At 71.3% G+C, this 15490-nt stretch carries 16 protein-coding genes; 6 read left to right on the top strand and 10 right to left on the bottom strand.

From position 1 onward, the window contains the following. Window positions 1-702, bottom strand: a 702-nt coding sequence (locus ACGWYJ_RS12405) for a hypothetical protein (RefSeq protein ID WP_395106054.1), incomplete at its 3' end; no start/stop codon positions are given. Between the two features lie 136 nt (window positions 703-838). Here ACGWYJ_RS12405 and ACGWYJ_RS12400 point away from each other — a divergent pair. Then, window positions 839-2053, top strand: a complete 1215-nt coding sequence (locus ACGWYJ_RS12400) for a multiprotein-bridging factor 1 family protein (protein WP_395106053.1) — start codon at window positions 839-841, stop codon at window positions 2051-2053. Between the two features lie 28 nt (window positions 2054-2081). Here ACGWYJ_RS12400 and ACGWYJ_RS12395 read toward each other — a convergent pair whose 3' ends face one another. Together ACGWYJ_RS12395 and ACGWYJ_RS12390 are read right to left on the bottom strand one after the other, a co-directional pair. Beyond that, window positions 2082-2270: a DUF397 domain-containing protein gene (locus ACGWYJ_RS12395; protein WP_395106052.1), complete on the bottom strand. Its 189-nt coding sequence runs from the start codon at window positions 2268-2270 to the stop codon at window positions 2082-2084. Continuing rightward, window positions 2267-3073: a helix-turn-helix domain-containing protein gene (locus ACGWYJ_RS12390; protein ID WP_395106051.1), complete on the bottom strand. Its 807-nt coding sequence runs from the start codon at window positions 3071-3073 to the stop codon at window positions 2267-2269. The genes ACGWYJ_RS12395 and ACGWYJ_RS12390 overlap by 4 nt, the downstream gene beginning before the upstream one ends. Window positions 3074-3245: 172 nt before the next feature. Between ACGWYJ_RS12390 and ACGWYJ_RS12385 the strand changes: the two genes are divergently transcribed. Next, window positions 3246-3680 carry an ATP-binding protein gene (locus ACGWYJ_RS12385; protein WP_395106050.1) on the top strand — a complete coding sequence of 145 codons (435 nt, stop codon included), beginning with the start codon at window positions 3246-3248 and terminating at the stop codon, window positions 3678-3680. Here the strand turns inward: ACGWYJ_RS12385 and ACGWYJ_RS12380 are convergent. Further along, entirely contained in the window at window positions 3677-4507 is an 831-nt protein-coding gene (locus tag ACGWYJ_RS12380; RefSeq protein ID WP_395106049.1) for an AraC family ligand binding domain-containing protein, read from the bottom strand. The genes ACGWYJ_RS12385 and ACGWYJ_RS12380 overlap by 4 nt on opposite strands. Before the next feature lie 77 nt (window positions 4508-4584). On the opposite strand from ACGWYJ_RS12380, the gene ACGWYJ_RS12375 reads away from it, so the two are divergent. Both ACGWYJ_RS12375 and ACGWYJ_RS12370 read left to right on the top strand, forming a co-directional pair. Beyond that, window positions 4585-5361, top strand: coding sequence for an AzlC family ABC transporter permease (locus ACGWYJ_RS12375; protein ID WP_395106047.1), 777 nt, complete (start codon window positions 4585-4587; stop codon window positions 5359-5361). Then, a complete protein-coding gene (locus ACGWYJ_RS12370) occupies window positions 5358-5672 on the top strand; it encodes an AzlD domain-containing protein (protein WP_395106046.1) in 315 nt (104 codons plus the stop codon). The genes ACGWYJ_RS12375 and ACGWYJ_RS12370 overlap by 4 nt, the downstream gene beginning before the upstream one ends. A gap of 37 nt (window positions 5673-5709) precedes the next feature. Here the strand turns inward: ACGWYJ_RS12370 and ACGWYJ_RS12365 are convergent, their stop codons facing one another. The 3 genes from ACGWYJ_RS12365 to ACGWYJ_RS12355 are packed head-to-tail and all read right to left on the bottom strand — an operon-like array spanning window position 5710 to window position 7729. Next, window positions 5710-6627, bottom strand: a complete 918-nt coding sequence (locus tag ACGWYJ_RS12365; protein WP_395106045.1) for an RluA family pseudouridine synthase — start codon at window positions 6625-6627, stop codon at window positions 5710-5712. Further along, on the bottom strand, window positions 6627-7352 hold the full coding sequence (lspA, locus tag ACGWYJ_RS12360) for a signal peptidase II (protein ID WP_395106044.1): 726 nt from the start codon (window positions 7350-7352) through the stop codon (window positions 6627-6629). Before lspA ends, ACGWYJ_RS12365 begins: the two co-directional genes overlap by 1 nt. After that, window positions 7325-7729, bottom strand: coding sequence for a TraR/DksA family transcriptional regulator (locus ACGWYJ_RS12355; protein WP_395106057.1), 405 nt, complete (start codon window positions 7727-7729; stop codon window positions 7325-7327). Before ACGWYJ_RS12355 ends, lspA begins: the two co-directional genes overlap by 28 nt. Before the next feature lie 959 nt (window positions 7730-8688). On the opposite strand from ACGWYJ_RS12355, the gene ileS reads away from it, so the two are divergent. Continuing rightward, a complete protein-coding gene (ileS, locus tag ACGWYJ_RS12350) occupies window positions 8689-11874 on the top strand; it encodes an isoleucine--tRNA ligase (protein ID WP_395106043.1) in 3186 nt (1061 codons plus the stop codon). 96 nt (window positions 11875-11970) lie between these two features. Beyond that, window positions 11971-12834, top strand: coding sequence for a DUF1707 domain-containing protein (locus ACGWYJ_RS12345; protein ID WP_395106042.1), 864 nt, complete (start codon window positions 11971-11973; stop codon window positions 12832-12834). A gap of 34 nt (window positions 12835-12868) precedes the next feature. Here the strand turns inward: ACGWYJ_RS12345 and ACGWYJ_RS12340 are convergent, their stop codons facing one another. The 3 genes from ACGWYJ_RS12340 to ACGWYJ_RS12330 all read right to left on the bottom strand — a co-directional run bounded on the left by ACGWYJ_RS12340 (window position 12869) and on the right by ACGWYJ_RS12330 (window position 15474). After that, the gene (locus ACGWYJ_RS12340) at window positions 12869-14029 is read right to left on the bottom strand and encodes a hypothetical protein (RefSeq protein ID WP_395106041.1); all 1161 of its coding nucleotides are present in this window, start codon (window positions 14027-14029) and stop codon (window positions 12869-12871) included. Between the two features lie 190 nt (window positions 14030-14219). After that, window positions 14220-15140, bottom strand: coding sequence for a DivIVA domain-containing protein (locus tag ACGWYJ_RS12335; RefSeq protein WP_395106040.1), 921 nt, complete (start codon window positions 15138-15140; stop codon window positions 14220-14222). 49 nt (window positions 15141-15189) lie between these two features. Continuing rightward, window positions 15190-15474, bottom strand: a complete 285-nt coding sequence (locus ACGWYJ_RS12330; RefSeq protein WP_395106039.1) for a YggT family protein — start codon at window positions 15472-15474, stop codon at window positions 15190-15192. Window positions 15475-15490: the final 16 nt, after the last annotated feature.

Genomic DNA, 15490 nt, shown 5'->3' with positions numbered 1-15490 from the left:
CTTAGCGTCCATACCGAACACCACCACCGCGACGCCTGCGCGACGACCCACTTGAAGGCAGGGGAGAGGCTGAGCAGCCCGCGGATCAGGCGCGAAGTACTCGGTGACCGCCGGTTCAAGCCCGGCCAATAGGGCGGGCCCGCAAGGCACACCGCAATAGGAGTCGAAAGAGAATCGAGGGTGACCTACATCGAAATCGTGAATCAGGACCACGGCGTTGCCCGTCCCGATCGCAGTGAGTTCGGCACGCAGCGGCCACCCAGGCCCCCAATGCGCATCCAGGAAGAACAACGGGCGCTTGAAGCGACGTATCACTTCGGCCACCAGCCCGGGCGAGTCCATGGTCCGCGCCGTTACGTTGGCACACCCAGCGAGACGACGAGCCGTCACCCGCACGTTGACCGGGTCGATATCGCATGTGTAGACCGGCAAGCCGGGGTATCGGTGAGCCAGATACACCGTCGTATCGCCGACGAAGCACCCGGTTTCGCATACCGCGTCACACCCGTACAGCCGGATCAGGTCATCGACGAGAACGGCTACGGTCACATCGAACCCGAACGGTCCGCCGCCGTCGCTCAGCCGAAATTGCCCTGCTCGCTCTACTTGGTAGAACACCCGAAGCGTGGTCTCGATCGAGATCTTATCGACCCGGCCCATCGAAGCTTCCTGCATGGCCTGTGCTTGCGGTTCCATCGGCATGGCCGCTGATCTCTTTCTGTCTGGGTGCGTCCGCCGCGACTTGTCTCACACATAACGTAAAGAGATCCATCAGAGCCGTGGTAACAAAAAATTTGTTAGTCCGGAAACTGGCTGCGGGTACTGTGGGACCGACGCGATGGCGCAGCGGAGGGCCGGCATGCCATATGAGTCAGTCGCGCAGCGGGTCGCGCAGCTCCGGCGGCTGCGCGGTATGACCCAGCGCCAGCTCGCTGAGCGGGCCAACATCTCGCTCAGCCTGGTGCGCAGGGTCGAGCAGGGACAAGTACCGGCGACGCCGGCGTTCATCGGAGCGGTGGCCCGGGCGCTGAAGTCCTCGCCCGCCGAGGTCCAGGGCCAGCCCTTCCGGGGCAGCACGGCGGCATCAGACCGAGTACATGCGGCGATCGGACCCCTGCGCGCAGAAGTAGTCATGTCCGAGATCCCGGACGAGGGCATCGCACCACGGCCGATCGCCGAATTGCAGGCTCGGGTGGCCGCCACCAGCGAGCTCGCCCATCAGGTTCGGCTCGTCCGCCTCGGGGACGAGCTCCCGAGCCTGCTCGCCGATCTCCGCACCGCCGCCGTCTCCGCCAACGATGCCCCGGCACGGAAGATCCACGGGATGCTGGCCGAGTCTTGGGCGAACGCGCGCATGGTCGCACGTGTGCTGGGCTATCCCGACCTGGCCCGATCGATGGCCGAGCGCTATGACCGGGCAGCCGAACGCTCCGCTGACCCATACGCGGTCACCATCGGAACCAGCCTGCGAGCCGCCGAGCTGATCCAGGCGGACCGGGGAAGGGCTGCGGCCGATCTGCTGGACGCCTCACGTCAGGTCATAGGTGAACCTGCCGCCGCAGACCCGCTGGAGGCGTGGGCCGCCTGGGGCTGGTCGCACCTTCAGTCGGCACTCGCCGCTGCCCGGGGCGCGGGCGACGGCGTCACTGCGGACTCCCACCTCGCGGAGGCGGCTCGCGCCGCAGAACACCTTCCCGCTGACGCCGACCACTACCGAATGACGGTCAACCGCGTCAATGTGGCGATCTGGTCGGTCGGCATCGCCGTCGAACTCGGTGACGGAGCGAAGGCCGTCCGTCGCGCCAGTAACCTGCACAGCTTCACGGGCGTCACGCCCAACCGGGTGTCACATCACTACATCGACCTGGCACGTGGTCAGGTCTACGTTGGCGACCGTAATGCGGCGCTGGCCTCGCTGGAAACGGCAAGAAGAATCGCGCCCCAGCAAACCCGCTACCACCCGCAGGTTCGGGAGACGGTGCGAATGCTCGCGCGCACAGAGCGCCGCCGCACAGGCTCACTCACCGCGTTCACATCATGGCTCGGCATCTGATCGATCGGCCGGATCGATAGCCGAGGTCTCAGTTGGCGAGGCCGTCCGACTTCACGTGGTCCACCAAGGTTCGCCATGCGCCGGGGGTCAGGATCAGCTTCGGGCCCTGGGGGTCCTTGGAGTCGCGCACGCCGATGGCTTCCGGCAGTTCGGCGACCTCAACGCACTGCCCGCCGCTTGTGTTGCTGCGGCTGGCCTTGCGCCACTGGGTCGTCATGTGTAGCTCTCCATGGCTCTTTCCATCAAGATACGTGAATCGGATCTGTTTGCCGCGATGTTTGCGATCCGGTCGTACCTTACCTGGAAGCGCTGGACGTCCGGAGGGTTGGTGATGAGGCGTCCGCGCTCGGGCGCGTCCGCGAACGCGACGTCTCGGCCGTCGACCGCGAGCAGCGTGAACGAGCCGTCCTGACCGACATTGGCGCCCGCGCTCCTCTCCAGCACCCGAACGGTGACGTTGGGACGTCCTCCAAGCTCCAGCAGCCACGCGAGCTGCTCACGCATGACCCGCGCGTCGCCCACCGGCTGTTCCAGGACGTACCAGTTGATGATCGCGGACACGTACGGGGGGTTCGGCATCTCCCAGACGGCGCGTTGCCGCGTCATCCGGCGCTCCAGGGCCTTCTCCACATCGTCGACGAGTCCGACCGTGAGGGCTGCGCGGGCGTAGTCCTCCGTCTGGAGCAGTCCAGGGACGATGAGCGCTTCCCACATGCGGTGGTGCGTCGCGCGTTCCTCATGCTGCACGAGGCCGGTGAACCAGTCCCCGTGGTCGGACGCCTCTGCCAGCTCCACGAGCCACAAGAACCGAGTGTCCAGTACCTCATCGATCTTGCGCGCATATGCCTGCGATAGGTGCATTCGCCCGTTTTCTACCCGGGAAACATAGGAACGATCGCAGCCAATGTGGCCCGCGAGCTTGTTACCGGACAGCCCCTTCACCTCACGTTGCCTTCGCAGTTCAACGGCGATGTAGTCCCAGATCGAGCGATCCGGCGCCAGACCGTCCACCATGGTCATTGGACATCCTCGAATGGTTCCTGAGTTTCGCGAACGTAGCGAATATAGCGTTCAGCGCGCATGCTTGGGGGTCCGAGTACAGATATCTGTTACCTCCTGGTCACGTCGGGCGATCGGCCGCCGGGAGGTGACGCCGAGACCCGATACGGGGAGAAAAGTGCCTACTGCGGCGATGACGACCACAAATGCGGACGAGTTTGTCTGGACGAGACCGGCGTCCAAGCTCTTCCCTGGCCAGGTCCGCGCCTTGCTGAGAGCGTGGCTCATCGAACGCAAGGCGGCGCGTCGTCAGCAGTGGCCAGACGACTTCGTCAGCGACGCCGCCCTGGTCGCCACCGAGCTGGCAGCCAACGCGATCACGCACGCACCCCGGCTCGAGCCGGTCACCTTCAAGGCCACCTTCTCCGAGCCACACTCGCTCTGGATGGGTGTTTGGGATTGCTCGCCCAAGGCCCCCGTCACCAGGCCCATGCTCGGAGAAGATGGCATGCCCGTCCTAGACGAGGGGGGCCGCGGGCTAGGCATCACGCTCGCCTTGGTGGCCGAGCTCAAAGTCACCTGGACGCCACCCGCAGGAAAGTGGACCTGGGCCACGTGCCCCTTCTAGGCAAGCACGTGCCGTTGCCTGTAGGCGCCCGGCGGGACGCCCACGGTGCGCTTGAAATGGCGGGTCAGGTGGGCCTGGTCGGCGAATCCGGCACGGGACGCGACCTCGGCGGGGCGCAGCCCTTCGTCCAGCAGGCGGCGGGCGTGCCGCACCCTCACCTGGTTGAGGTACGCGTGCGGCGGCAGGCCCGTGGCCTCCTTGAACGCGCGCAACAACGGGAACGCGCCGACTCCCACGGCGGCGGCCAGCTCGTCCAGGGACGGCGGATCCAGCAGGCTCTCGTGCAGGATCTCCCACGCTGCCCGTACGGCACGCGGCATCCGGCCGGGCGGGGTGCCGCCGGCGTCCACGCCCGTCCGCGGACGCGCGAACCGCAGCAGGCTCGCGGCCGCCTGGCGGAACAGCGACGAGGTCGCCAGGGCGTCCCCCTGCTCGCCGGAACGGTGGGCGGCGCGCAGCAGCCGGGCCGCCTCGGGGTCGGTGATGACCGGCTCGGGGAAGTACGGCGTGCCGCTGGGCGCGCCCAGGTCGGCGGCGATGTCGCGCATCACCTCGACGGTCGGGTACAGCACGCGGTAGGCCCAGCCCTCGGGAACCCCGGCCTCACCGGTGTGGATGACCCCTGGGTTGACCAGACCTATCGAACCCGCGCCCGCCCGTTCCAGGCTGCCGCCGTACTCGAACTGCTCGACCCCGTACTCGATGAGGGCCAGGGCGTAGGTGTCGTGGGCGTGCCGGTTGTAGCGGTGGGTCACGAACCGGGCCCGCAGCAGGTCCACACCGGGTAGCGCGGGATGGCTCCAGTAATGCGCCGCTTCCCCGCTCATGCCCGTGATCCTAGACGCCGGACGGGGGCGCAAGAACGTTCAAGACCTTCCGGGCACCGCCGGATAGCTTCATCGGCATGAATTCGGCGGAAACGGAGGAACCACCAGCTCGCGGGTGGTCCGGGCGCCGTCCCCCCGAGCACGCCGCCGCCGTGCGGGACGCGCTGAGCGTCGGGCTGGCGGTCGGGATCTCCGGGCTGGCCTTCGGCGCGGCGGCGGTCGCGGCCGGGCTCACGGTGCCCCAGGCGTGCGCGCTCAGCCTGCTGGCGTTCACGGGGGCGTCCCAGTTCGCCCTGATCGGGGTGATCGGCGGTGGCGGGAACCTGGTGAGCGGCGCGCTGGGCGCCGTGCTGCTCGGCGGCCGCAACGCGCTGTACGGGCTGCGGCTGGCCGGCCTGCTCCGGGTGCGGGGAGCGCGGCGGCTGGCGGCCGCGCAGGTGGTGATCGACGAGACCACGGCCGTGGCCACCGCGCAGCCGGGCCGGGACGGCGCCCGGATCGGGTTCGCCGTCACCGCGATCACCCTCTACCTGACCTGGAACCTCACCACGCTGATCGGCGCGCTGGGCGCGACCGGGCTCGGCGACCCGGAGGCGTTCGGCCTGGACGTGCTCGGCCCCGCGGCCTTCCTGGCGCTGCTGTGGCCGAGGCTCACCGCGGGCCGCACCGAGGCCGGGGTCGCGGCGGGCGCGGCCGTGATCGCCGTGGGGACCACCCCGCTGCTGCCCGCGGGGGTCCCGGTCATGCTGGCCGCCACCGCCGCCCTGGTCGCGATCTTCCTTCCGGGCCGCCGGGCGGCGGCCGGTGCCGTGTCCGGCGAGCCCGGCGGGTCCGACGGGAGGGAGCGCTCATGAGCGGTGTCTGGATCGCGATCCTCGCCACGGCGGCCGGGTGCTACCTGCTCAAGCTGGGCGGCCTGGTCACGCCCCAGCGGGTCCTGGAGGACCCGCGCGTCCACCGGTTCACCGACCTGGTGCCGGTGGCGCTGCTGACCGCGCTGATCGCCGTGCAGGCCCTCGCCCCCGAGGACCGGACGCTGGAACTGGACGGACCACGCCTGGCCGGTCTCGCGGCGGCCGTGGCGGCGCTGCTCCTGCGCGCACCGTTCCTGGTGGTGCTGGTGACGGGAGCCGCGGCCGCCGCCGGCCTCCGCCTGCTCATCTGACGGCCCGCCTCCTCGGCGGGGAACGCTGCCCGCGCCGCTAGAGACGATCCAGCGCCCGTGCCAGATCCTCGGGATAGGGACTCTCGAACTCGACCCGCTCCCCCCGCGTGGGGTGCTCGAACGCCAGGCGGACGGCGTGCAGCCACTGCCGCCGGAGACCGAGCCGGGCCGCCAGCGTGGGGTCGGCCCCGTACGCCAGGTCCCCGACGCAGGGGTGGCGGATGGCGGCCATGTGGACGCGGATCTGGTGCGTACGCCCCGTCTCAAGGTCGATGTCGAGCAGCGTGGCCGCCCGGAACGCCTCCAGCGTGTCGTAGTGGGTCACGGACGGCTTCCCGCCCGCCACCACGGCGAACCGGCCGTCCCCGGCCGGATGCCTGTCGATGGGGGCGTCCACCGTCCCCCGGAACGGGTCGGGGTGCCCTTGGACGAGCGCGTGGTAGCGCTTCTCCACCGTGCGTTCTTTGAAGGCGCGCTTGAGCCGTGAGTACGCGACCTCGCTCTTGGCGACGACCATGGCGCCGGTGGTGTTGGCGTCCAGCCGGTGAACGATGCCCTGCCGTTCGGCGGCGCCGCTGGTGGCGACCGTGTGCCCGGCCCCCAGCAGGCCGCCCAGGACGGTAGGGCCGTTCCAGCCGGTTGTGGGATGGGCAGCGACGCCGACGGGCTTGTCCACCACCACGATGTCGTCGTCCTCGTACAGGATCCCCATGCCCGGCACCGGCTCGGGCACGGGGGCGGGCGGGACCGGAGGCGGGGGAAGCGTCACCTCCAGCCACGCCCCGCCGTGGACCCGGTCGGACTTGGCCACCGCCTTGCCGTCCAGCAGCACGTCGCCCGCGGCGATGATGTCGGCGGCCTGGCTGCGCGACAGCCCGAACAACCGTGCCAGCGCCGCGTCGGCCCGCTCGCCCTCCAGCCCCTCGGGGACGGGAAGGTGCCGCACGTCCGCCATCAGCCGCGCCCCTCCGAGGCGGAGGCGGAATCGGGCGGCTCCGGCGACTCGGCGCGCTTCTCCGCCTCGGGCGGCTCCGCCGCCTCGCCGCCGCCCCGGGCGCCCTCCTCAGCGCCCTTACCATCGGCGGCCCCGCCGTCCTTGCCGTCGTGCTTGCCGCCGTCCTTGCCGATGCGGGTGCCGTCGAGCTGCAGGCCCCGGGCGGCCAGCAGGACCGCCAGGACGCCGCCGCAGACGATCGCCGAGTCGGCCAGGTTGAACACCGGCCAGTTCGGCACCTCGATCCAGTCGACGACATGGCCCTGCAAGGGCGCGGGCGCGCGCAGCAGCCGGTCGATCAGGTTGCCGAACGCGCCGCCCAGCAGCAGCCCCAGGCACACCGCCCAGGGAACGCTGCGCAGGTTGCGGGCGGTCCGCAGGATCGCCACCACCACGCCGATGGCGATCAGCGTGAAGATGATCGTGTAGCCGGTGCCGATGGAGAACGCGGCGCCGCTGTTGCGGGTCTCCCGCAGGGTGAGCAGGCCGCCCAGCAGCCTGATCGGCTCACGGTCCTGCAACGTGGCCACCACGACGACCTTGGACACGACGTCCAGGCCCAGCGCGGCGAGCGCCACCGTGATCAGTACGCCGACACGGCGCGGCCGAGGAGATCCGCTCGATCCCTCGGCCCGGCCGTCGGTGTCGGTTGCGTCGTTCAGCGACGCTCCTCGCGTTGTTTGCATGACACGCATAGCGTCGCACGAGGAAAGGCCTGAAGGCGCGCCTTGCCCACCGGCTTCGCGCAGGACTCGCAGATCCCGTAGGTGCCCGCGTCGATCCGCTGGACCGCGCGCTCGGCCTGGTTGAGCAGGTCACGGGCGTTGTAGGTGAGCGCGAGCTCGTGCTCGCGCTCATAGGTCTTGGCGCCGGTGTCGGCCTGGTCGTCGCCCGCGCCGTCCGCGCCGTCGCCCTCGGCGATCTGGGACGCGGCCGCCGCGATCTCGGCCTCCAGCGCGGCGCTCTCCTCGATCAGCGTCGCCCTGACCTCGGCGAGCTCACGGGCCGTCCAGCGGTCCTCGCCTTCGCGGACGGGCAGGACCGCGGCCGTGTCCGCCACCACCGTCCCGGTGTTCGGCCCTTCCAGGGTGTCGGCTCCGTCCACCGTGTCGGCTCCGTCCGCGGTGTCCGTCCCGTGACCGGCGGCGGACCGCCTGGCCTTGGCGTTCGCGGCGGCCTTGCCCGGCTTGGCCGGTTCGGCCCGCCGCGTCGACGGCCGGGAGGCGTTCTTGCCACCGGGTTTGGCCTTGGCCGCACCCGTGCTCTTGGCCGGACCCCTGGCGGCGGGGGTGTGGACGGGGGTGGACGAGGCGTCCGCGGGCTGGGAACCGGAATTCTGCGGCACACGCGCTTCACCGCGCGTGTCCATGCCGTTCTGGGGAACGCTCCCCCCAGAGGCTCCGGCCCCTGCCAGGCCGATATCGCTCGCTTCGTTGCGCATATCAGCCCCCTTTGCGCTGAACCCCTCGACAGGCAGTGCGGGCAGCATAGGTCCCCTTTCCGCGGGACGGCAAACAACCTGGATCCGTTACCGACCGCATATGCCCTGCCACGGGGCGCCGAGAACCATGGGAGACCCCAGAATCCGCCAAGTGAACCCCGTCCCGGCCGCCCCGGACGGCCCGGCGGGCGGCTAAAGGGGAAGAGTTTCCGCCCGGCGTGCGTTAATGTCCTATCCAGCAGTCATATCGGCAGGCCGTGATGGGGACACCTGCCGCCGTACGCAGCCATGAGCGACCCGGGGACGGTGCGAGCCCGGGGGCGAGCCCGGCGGTCTGATCACCCCGGAGCCGCCGGAAGAAGCGCCCCTGGACGCGGCCGCACGGCAGAGGCCGGCGCGGTCCGAGGGCGTGGTAGACCCGGCAGCCGAGGCTCGAATGAAGGGGACCGCGCACTCGCGGCGCGGTCAAGGAGGGTGGTACCGCGGGACCCGCCCGGCGCAGCGCCTGGCAGGATCTCGTCCCTCCGGTCAATGCCACGTCGATATCGCCCGATGCGACGCCGAACCGGAGGTCCGCCCAAGTGAGCCGCAAGTTCCGGCCCCTGCCCGCGCAGGTCGATCTGCCCGCCCTGGAGCGGGAGATGCTGGATCGCTGGCGCGAGAACAAGGTCTTCGAGCGCTCGCTGGAACGCACCGCGTCCGGCCCGCGCTGGCTCTTCTATGAAGGCCCGCCCACCGCCAACGGCATGCCCGGCGTGCACCACGTCGAGGCCCGGGTGTTCAAGGACGTCTTCCCGCGCTACCGCACCATGAAGGGCTACCACGTCCCCCGCAAGGCCGGGTGGGACTGCCACGGGCTGCCCGTCGAGGTGGCCGTGGAGAAGGAGCTGGGTCTCACCGGCAAGAAGGACATCGAGGAATACGGCATCGCCGAATTCAACGCCCGCTGCCGCGAGTCGGTGCTGCGGCACGTGGACGCCTTCGAGGAGATGTCCGAGCGGATGGGCTTCTGGGTGGACGTCGACCAGGCGTACCGCACCATGGACTCCCAGTACGTCGAGTCCGTGTGGTGGTCCCTGAAGGTCGTGTTCGACAAGGGCCTGCTGTTCCGCGACTTCCGCATCACCCCGTACTGCCCGCGCTGCGGCACCCCCCTGTCCGACCACGAGCTGGGGCAGCCCGGCGGGTACGAGTACATTTTCAGCCCGTCGGTGTACGTGCGCATGCCCGTCACCTCCGGCCCCCTGGCCGAGCTGGGCGCGTCCCTGCTCATCTGGACGACCACCCCGTGGACCCTGGTGTCCAACACCGCGGTCGCCGTCCACCCGGACGTCACCTACGTCGCGGCGCGCCCCGCCGGGTCGGACGAGGTGCTGGTGGTGGCCGAGCCGCTGCTGGAGCAGGTCCTGGGGGCCGAGGCCGAGGTCCTGGCCACCTACCAGGGCAGGGACCTGGAGCGCACGCCCTACAAGCGGCCGTTCGACCTGGTGGACATCCCGGACGCGCACTACGTCGTCCTGGGCGACTACGTGACCGTCGAGGACGGCACCGGCCTCGTCCATCAGGCCCCCGCGTTCGGCGCGGACGACATGACCGTGATCCGGGCGTACGGGATGCCGGTCGTCAACCCGATCGGGCCCGACGGCAAGTTCCTCGCCGACGTCCCGATGGTGGGCGGCACGTTCTTCAAGGACGCCGACGAGCCCCTGACCGATGACCTGCGCGAGCGCGGGCTGCTGTACCGGGGCGGGCACTTCGAGCACAGCTACCCCCACTGCTGGCGGTGCCACACGCCGCTCCTCTACTACGCGCTGCCGTCCTGGTACATCCGGACCACGGCCATCAAGGACCGGCTGCTGGAGGAGAACGCCAAGACCAACTGGTACCCGGAGTCCGTCAAGGAGGGCCGGTACGGGGAGTGGCTGCGCAACAACGTCGACTGGTCGCTGTCCCGCAGCCGCTACTGGGGAACGCCCCTCCCCCTGTGGGTGTGCGGCGCTGACGAGGACCACATCACCTGCGTGGGCTCGCTCAAGGAACTGGGCGAGCTGGCCGGGCGGGACCTTTCCGGGCTCGACCCGCACCGCCCCTACGTGGACGACGTGACGATCCCCTGCCCCCAGTGCGGGACGGAGGCGCGTCGCGTGCCGGACGTCATCGACGCCTGGTACGACTCGGGCTCGATGCCGTTCGCCCAGTGGGGCGCGCCGCACCACAACAAGGAGGTCTTCGAGTCCTCCTACCCGGCCCAGTACATCTGCGAGGCGCAGGACCAGACCCGCGGATGGTTCTACTCCCTGATGGCCGTGGGCACGCTGGTCTTCGACAGGTCGTCCTACGAGAACGTCCTCTGCCTGGGCCTCATCCTGGCCGAGGACGGCCGCAAGATGAGCAAGCACCTGGGCAACGTGCTCCAGCCCATCCCCCTGATGGACCAGCACGGCGCCGACGCGCTGCGCTGGTTCATGCTGGCCAGCGGCATGCCCTGGGCGGCACGCCGGGTCGGCCACGGCGCCCTTGAGGAGATCGTCCGCAAGGTGCTCCTGACGTACTGGAACACCGCGTCCTTCCTCGTCCTGTACGCCAACGCGGCGGAGTCTCAGGGGCAGGCGTGGACACCCGACAGGCTGGGCGAGGCGCCCGCACCCGCCGACCGCCCGCTGCTGGACCGCTGGGCGCTCGCCGAGCTGCACCGCACCATCGGCGAGGTCGACGACGCCCTGGAGGTGTTCGACTCCGCCAAGGCCGGGCGGCGGCTCGCCGAGTTCGTCGACGACCTGTCCAACTGGTACGTGCGGCGGTCCCGGCGGCGCTTCTGGGAGGGACCGGGCACCCGCGACGGCGCCGCGGCCTTCGCCACCCTCTACGAGTGCCTGGAGGCCCTGACCCGGCTGATGGCGCCGATGGTGCCGTTCGTCACCGACTACGTGTGGGACGTCATCCGTCCCGCCGACGCCCCCGAGTCGGTGCACCTGGCCGACTTCCCCACCGTCCGCGAGGACCTGCTGGACGCGGAGCTCACCGCGCAGATGGCGCTGGTGCGCCGCCTGGTCGAGCTGGGGCGGGCCGCCCGCGCCGCGAGCGGTGTCCGCACCCGCCAGCCGCTCGGGCGCGCGCTGGTGGGCGCGGCGGGCTGGTCGGCGCTGCCCGGGGAGCTGCGCGAGCAGATCGCCGACGAGCTGAACGTGCAAGCGCTGGAGGAGCTGTCCTCGATCGGCGGCGACCTGGTCGAGTACCAGGTCAAGCCCAACTTCCGCGAGCTGGGCAAGCGGTTCGGCAAGGACACCCCGACGGTCGCCAAGGCGGTGACCTCGGCGGACCCGGCCGCGCTCGTGGCCGCGCTGCGCGCCGACGGCACCGTCACGGTGGAGGCGGAGGGCCCCGGCGAGGTCGCCCTGTCCCCCGACGACGTGATCGTCACCGAGCGGCCGCGCAGCGGCTGGGCGGTGGAGAGCGCCGGCGGCGCGAGCGTCGCGCTCGACCTGGAGGTCACCGCGGAGCTGCGCCGCGCCGGTCTCGTCCGGGAGGCGGTGCGCCTGATCCAGGACGGCCGCAAGTCCTCCGGCCTGGACGTCACCGACCGCATCGAGCTGTGGTGGCGCGCGCAGGGCGACGACCTGGCCGAGGCGCTGCGCGCGCACGAGTCCGAGCTGGCCGCCGAGGTCCTGGCCACCGCCGTTCACGAGGGCCGTCCCTCCGCCGACCTGCCGGCCCTGCGGGACGACGAGCTGGGCCTGACCTTCTGGCTCACCCGCGTGCCGGACTGACCGGCACCATGGGGGCACCGTGGGGGCGCCGTCGGCGTCCCCCACGGCGGCGGCGCGGGACAAGACAAGACACATCGCGTTTGCGATGATGGTGGTGTGAAGCCGACGGACCCCTCCGAGCCCCCGCCGGAAGCGGCGCTGCGGGCGTCGGACGCTGATCGAGATCGAGTCGCCGACCGCCTCCGCGAGGCCCTCGCCGAGGGCCGCATCACGCCGGAGGAGCACGCCGAGCGCATCGACGTGGTGTACAGCGCCAAGACCTACGCGGAGCTGGAACCCGTCCTGAGCGACCTGCCGCCCGAGCCGGGCGCCGACGAGCCGCTCGGGCCGCCGCGCGCCGGGCAGGGCGCCGGGCCGCGGGTCGGGCTGGGCAAGGAGGCGCGGGACACGGCCGCGCTGCCGCCGCCCGAGCCGCAGTCCACCTCGATCGTGGCGATCTTCGGTGGCGCGGAACGCAAGGGGCGCTGGCTGGTCCAGCCGACGACCACCGTCACCTGCGTGTTCGGCGGCACCTCCCTGGACTTCCGGCGGGCGGTGCTCACCCAGCGGGACGTGACGGTGAACATCAGCTGCCTGTTCGGCGGGGTGGACATCACGGTGCCGCCGGGCGTGCGCGTGGTCAGCTCCGTGTCGGCCGTGTTCGGCGGGGCCGACGTGCCCGAGGACGACACCTTCGACGCCGACGCCCCGGTCATCCGGCTCACCGGGATCGCGCTGTTCGGCGGGGTGTCGGTGGCGCGCAAGCAGATCGGCGAGACCCGGGCGGAGCGCCGGGTGGAACGCCACGCGCGACGGCACGGCGCGCACGGCGACCATCATCGGCTGCGCGAGCACCGCAAGGAACTGCGTGAGGAGCTCCGCGCGATGCGGGACGAGCGCAAGGCCCACTTCAGGGAGCTTCGCGACCAGCGCCGCGACCACCTCAGGCAGCTGCGCGAGTATCGCCGCCGCCAGTGCTGAACGCGGCGTCCCGCGGGACCGTGAGAACGGGCGGCTAGGAGGGGTCGTCGGGGCGGCAGACCAGGCAGGGCGTGCAGTCACGCGCCCTCGCCTCGCCGCGGGTCAGCGACTCCAGGTCGTCGGCGCCGTCGCCGATGTCCTCCAGAAGGGCGCAGCCGGGCCGATGGTACCGCCGGGTGCCGCTGAGGATCGTCACCGGAACATCGTCGCCGGTCGCGTCACCGGCGGCGGGGGCTCCGGACGGCGTCGCCGCGGTCGCCGGGGCGGGCGCGTCCGCGGCGGGACGGCCGGATCCGGACAGGCGCTCGCCGCCGAACGGGGCGCCGGTGTCGAGCGGGTCCGAGCCGAAACCGGCGGGCGGGGCGTCCTCGAGCGAGGGCCGTGCCGTGGGGGCGCCGGGCGTGCTCTCGGTCCGTGTCTTCGATGGAGAGGTCTTCGGTGGAGATGCCTTCGCGGGCTGGTCTCGCGGAGGCTCGGTGGCCGGTTCCGCGGCGGCCTTGACGGGCTCGCTCCCGCCCGTACCGGACGCTGAAGGTGGCCGGCCGGCCGGGCGGGCGCCCGGCGTGGAAGGCTTCGTGGAAGGCTTGGAGAGCGGGGCCGTCGCGGACGTCTCGCCCGCGGCCTCCTTCACAGGGCCCGCGGCGACCGACACCGCGGCGCGCGCCGCCAGTGCGGTGTCGGGCATGCAGGCCGTGCAGGGGCTGAAGCCCTCCTCCTTGGCCTCGGCGTAGGTCAGCTCCTCCCGGTCACGACCGGCCAGTTGCCGGCAGGTGTCCAGGTGGTAGCGCTTGCGGCCGCGGACCACGAAGACCACCGCGTCCCCGGGCACCTCGGCCGGCGGGGAGGGGATCACCACCGTGTCGCCGGTGGCGCCGCCCTGGGCGGGGGCGGTCTTGCCGCGGCCCTGTGCGGCGGTCGGCCTGGCGGATCTCTTCTTCGCCTTGCGGCCCTTGGCCTTGCGGTCGCCGGCGGCGGAGGCCGAACCGGGGAACAGCTCCTTGCGCCGGACGAACACCCCGATGATCAGGCAGAGCGCGGAGACCAGGCTCACGGCGATCGACAGGTAGATCACCATCTGGGCTTCCACGCCGAGGACCTCGGCGGTCCCGCCGTCCCCGGAGATGATGCTCGGGACGGTACCCGCGGCGAGCAGGGCGATCGCGACGACGATCAGCACGCCACTCAGGATGATCACTGGGTCTCTCCCCCTTCGGGCCGGGTGTCCCGGGCCGCACGGGCCGGGTCGCCGCCGATGCTCCGTGACGCGGCCGGGACGGCGTCATCGCCATCGCCGGCACGGCGAACGGGACAGACACTATCGTCCGCGCGGGGTGAACCTCAGCGCCTACGGACACTTGATGTCGTCCGCGCGGGGGGGAATCCGCTCAGCGCCTCTCGTGCGGCGGGTTGTCGCCGCCCGCGTGGAACGCGCCGGTCGCCGAGTGCTGGACCTGCTGGTGCTGCGCAGGCTCGGACGGCGGCGGGAACGAACCGGGACCCGCGGGACCCGAGCCGGCGGCGCCGTTGCGGTTCTCGTGCGGGATCGCGGGCTGCGGACCGGTCTGCTGGGCGCCCTGCTGCGCCGGGTTGGGCGGGACGGTGGGGAACCCGCCGGTCTCGGCGCTGCCGGCCTCCAGGTCGCGCAACTGGCCCTCGAGATAGACCTTGAGCCTGCTGCGGTACTCGCGCTCGAACGCGCGCAGGTTGTCGACCTCGCGCTCCAGCTCCTCGCGCTGCTGCACGAGCGAGCCCATCACCTGGCGGTGCCGCTCCTGGGCGTCCCGGTCGAGGGCCTCGGCGCGGGAGCGGGCCTCGCTGACGATCTGGTCGGCCTGCCTGCGGGCCTTGCCGAGGATCTCCTCGGCCTCGCGGCGGGCGCGGCCCAGGGTCTCGTCGGCCTCCCGGCGGGCGTCCGCGATCGCCTGGTCGGCGGTCTGCTGCGCCAGCGCCAGCACGCGCGCCGCGGTGTCCATGTTGTCCTCGCCGGAGGGCGCGGGCGCCATGCCGAGCCCGCCGAGCACCGGCTCGGGCTCGGGCTGCGGCTGCACCGGCTCGGGCGGCCGCGGCGGCTCGGGGATCTGCGACACGTCGGGCTTGGGCTCGACGATCGGAGCGGCCATGGCGGGAACCTTGCCGCGCAGGCATTCGGCCAGCTTGGCCCGCAGCTCCTCGTTCTCCTGGATGAGGCGGTCCAGCTCTGCCTCGACCTCGTCGAGGAAGGCGTCCACCTCCTCCTCGTCGTACCCCGGCCTCAGCCTGGTGGTACTGAACTGCTTGTTCCGCACGTCGGCGGGTGTCAGCGGCATGTTCGTCTCCTTGGCGCGCTTGGAGTCTGTCCCAAAGGACGGTATCCGATCAGAGCCTCTGCACGAAGATGATCATGACCCAGACCACAAGGATGAGGACAGTGAAGCTGAGGTCCAGCGCAACGTTACCCAGCCGGATGGGCCGGATGAAACGCCTCAGCAGTTTGAGTGGCGGATCGGTGATGGTGTAGGTGGCCTCCGCGATCACGAGCACCACCCCGGTGGGCCTCCACGACCGCGCGAACGACTGCAGCACCTCCAGCACCAGCCTCCCGATCAGGAACAGGAGGAAGATGTAGAGGGCCGCGAGCAGCACGCTTCCAACGATGGTCACAGACACACTCTCACAT

Origin of the sequence: Actinomadura sp. SCN-SB (assembly GCF_043906805.1) — a bacterium.
Lineage (GTDB): Bacteria > Actinomycetota > Actinomycetes > Streptosporangiales > Streptosporangiaceae > Spirillospora.
The sequence above is the reverse complement of the archived record's forward strand: the minus strand, read 5'-3'. Positions and strand labels throughout refer to the sequence as shown.

What these genes read in the sequence shown, in the direction of transcription:
- ACGWYJ_RS12400 (WP_395106053.1), top strand. Translation starts at nt 839, where the DNA reads ATGGCGCAGCGGAGGGCCGGCATGCCATATGAGTCAGTCGCGCAGCGG.
- ACGWYJ_RS12395 (WP_395106052.1), bottom strand. Translation starts at nt 2,270, where the DNA reads ATGACGACCCAGTGGCGCAAGGCCAGCCGCAGCAACACAAGCGGCGGG.
- ACGWYJ_RS12390 (WP_395106051.1), bottom strand. Translation starts at nt 3,073, where the DNA reads ATGACCATGGTGGACGGTCTGGCGCCGGATCGCTCGATCTGGGACTAC.
- ACGWYJ_RS12385 (WP_395106050.1), top strand. Translation starts at nt 3,246, where the DNA reads ATGACGACCACAAATGCGGACGAGTTTGTCTGGACGAGACCGGCGTCC.
- ACGWYJ_RS12380 (WP_395106049.1), bottom strand. Translation starts at nt 4,507, where the DNA reads ATGAGCGGGGAAGCGGCGCATTACTGGAGCCATCCCGCGCTACCCGGT.
- ACGWYJ_RS12375 (WP_395106047.1), top strand. Translation starts at nt 4,585, where the DNA reads ATGAATTCGGCGGAAACGGAGGAACCACCAGCTCGCGGGTGGTCCGGG.
- ACGWYJ_RS12370 (WP_395106046.1), top strand. Translation starts at nt 5,358, where the DNA reads ATGAGCGGTGTCTGGATCGCGATCCTCGCCACGGCGGCCGGGTGCTAC.
- ACGWYJ_RS12365 (WP_395106045.1), bottom strand. Translation starts at nt 6,627, where the DNA reads ATGGCGGACGTGCGGCACCTTCCCGTCCCCGAGGGGCTGGAGGGCGAG.
- lspA (WP_395106044.1), bottom strand. Translation starts at nt 7,352, where the DNA reads ATGCAAACAACGCGAGGAGCGTCGCTGAACGACGCAACCGACACCGAC.
- ACGWYJ_RS12335 (WP_395106040.1), bottom strand. Translation starts at nt 15,140, where the DNA reads ATGCCGCTGACACCCGCCGACGTGCGGAACAAGCAGTTCAGTACCACC.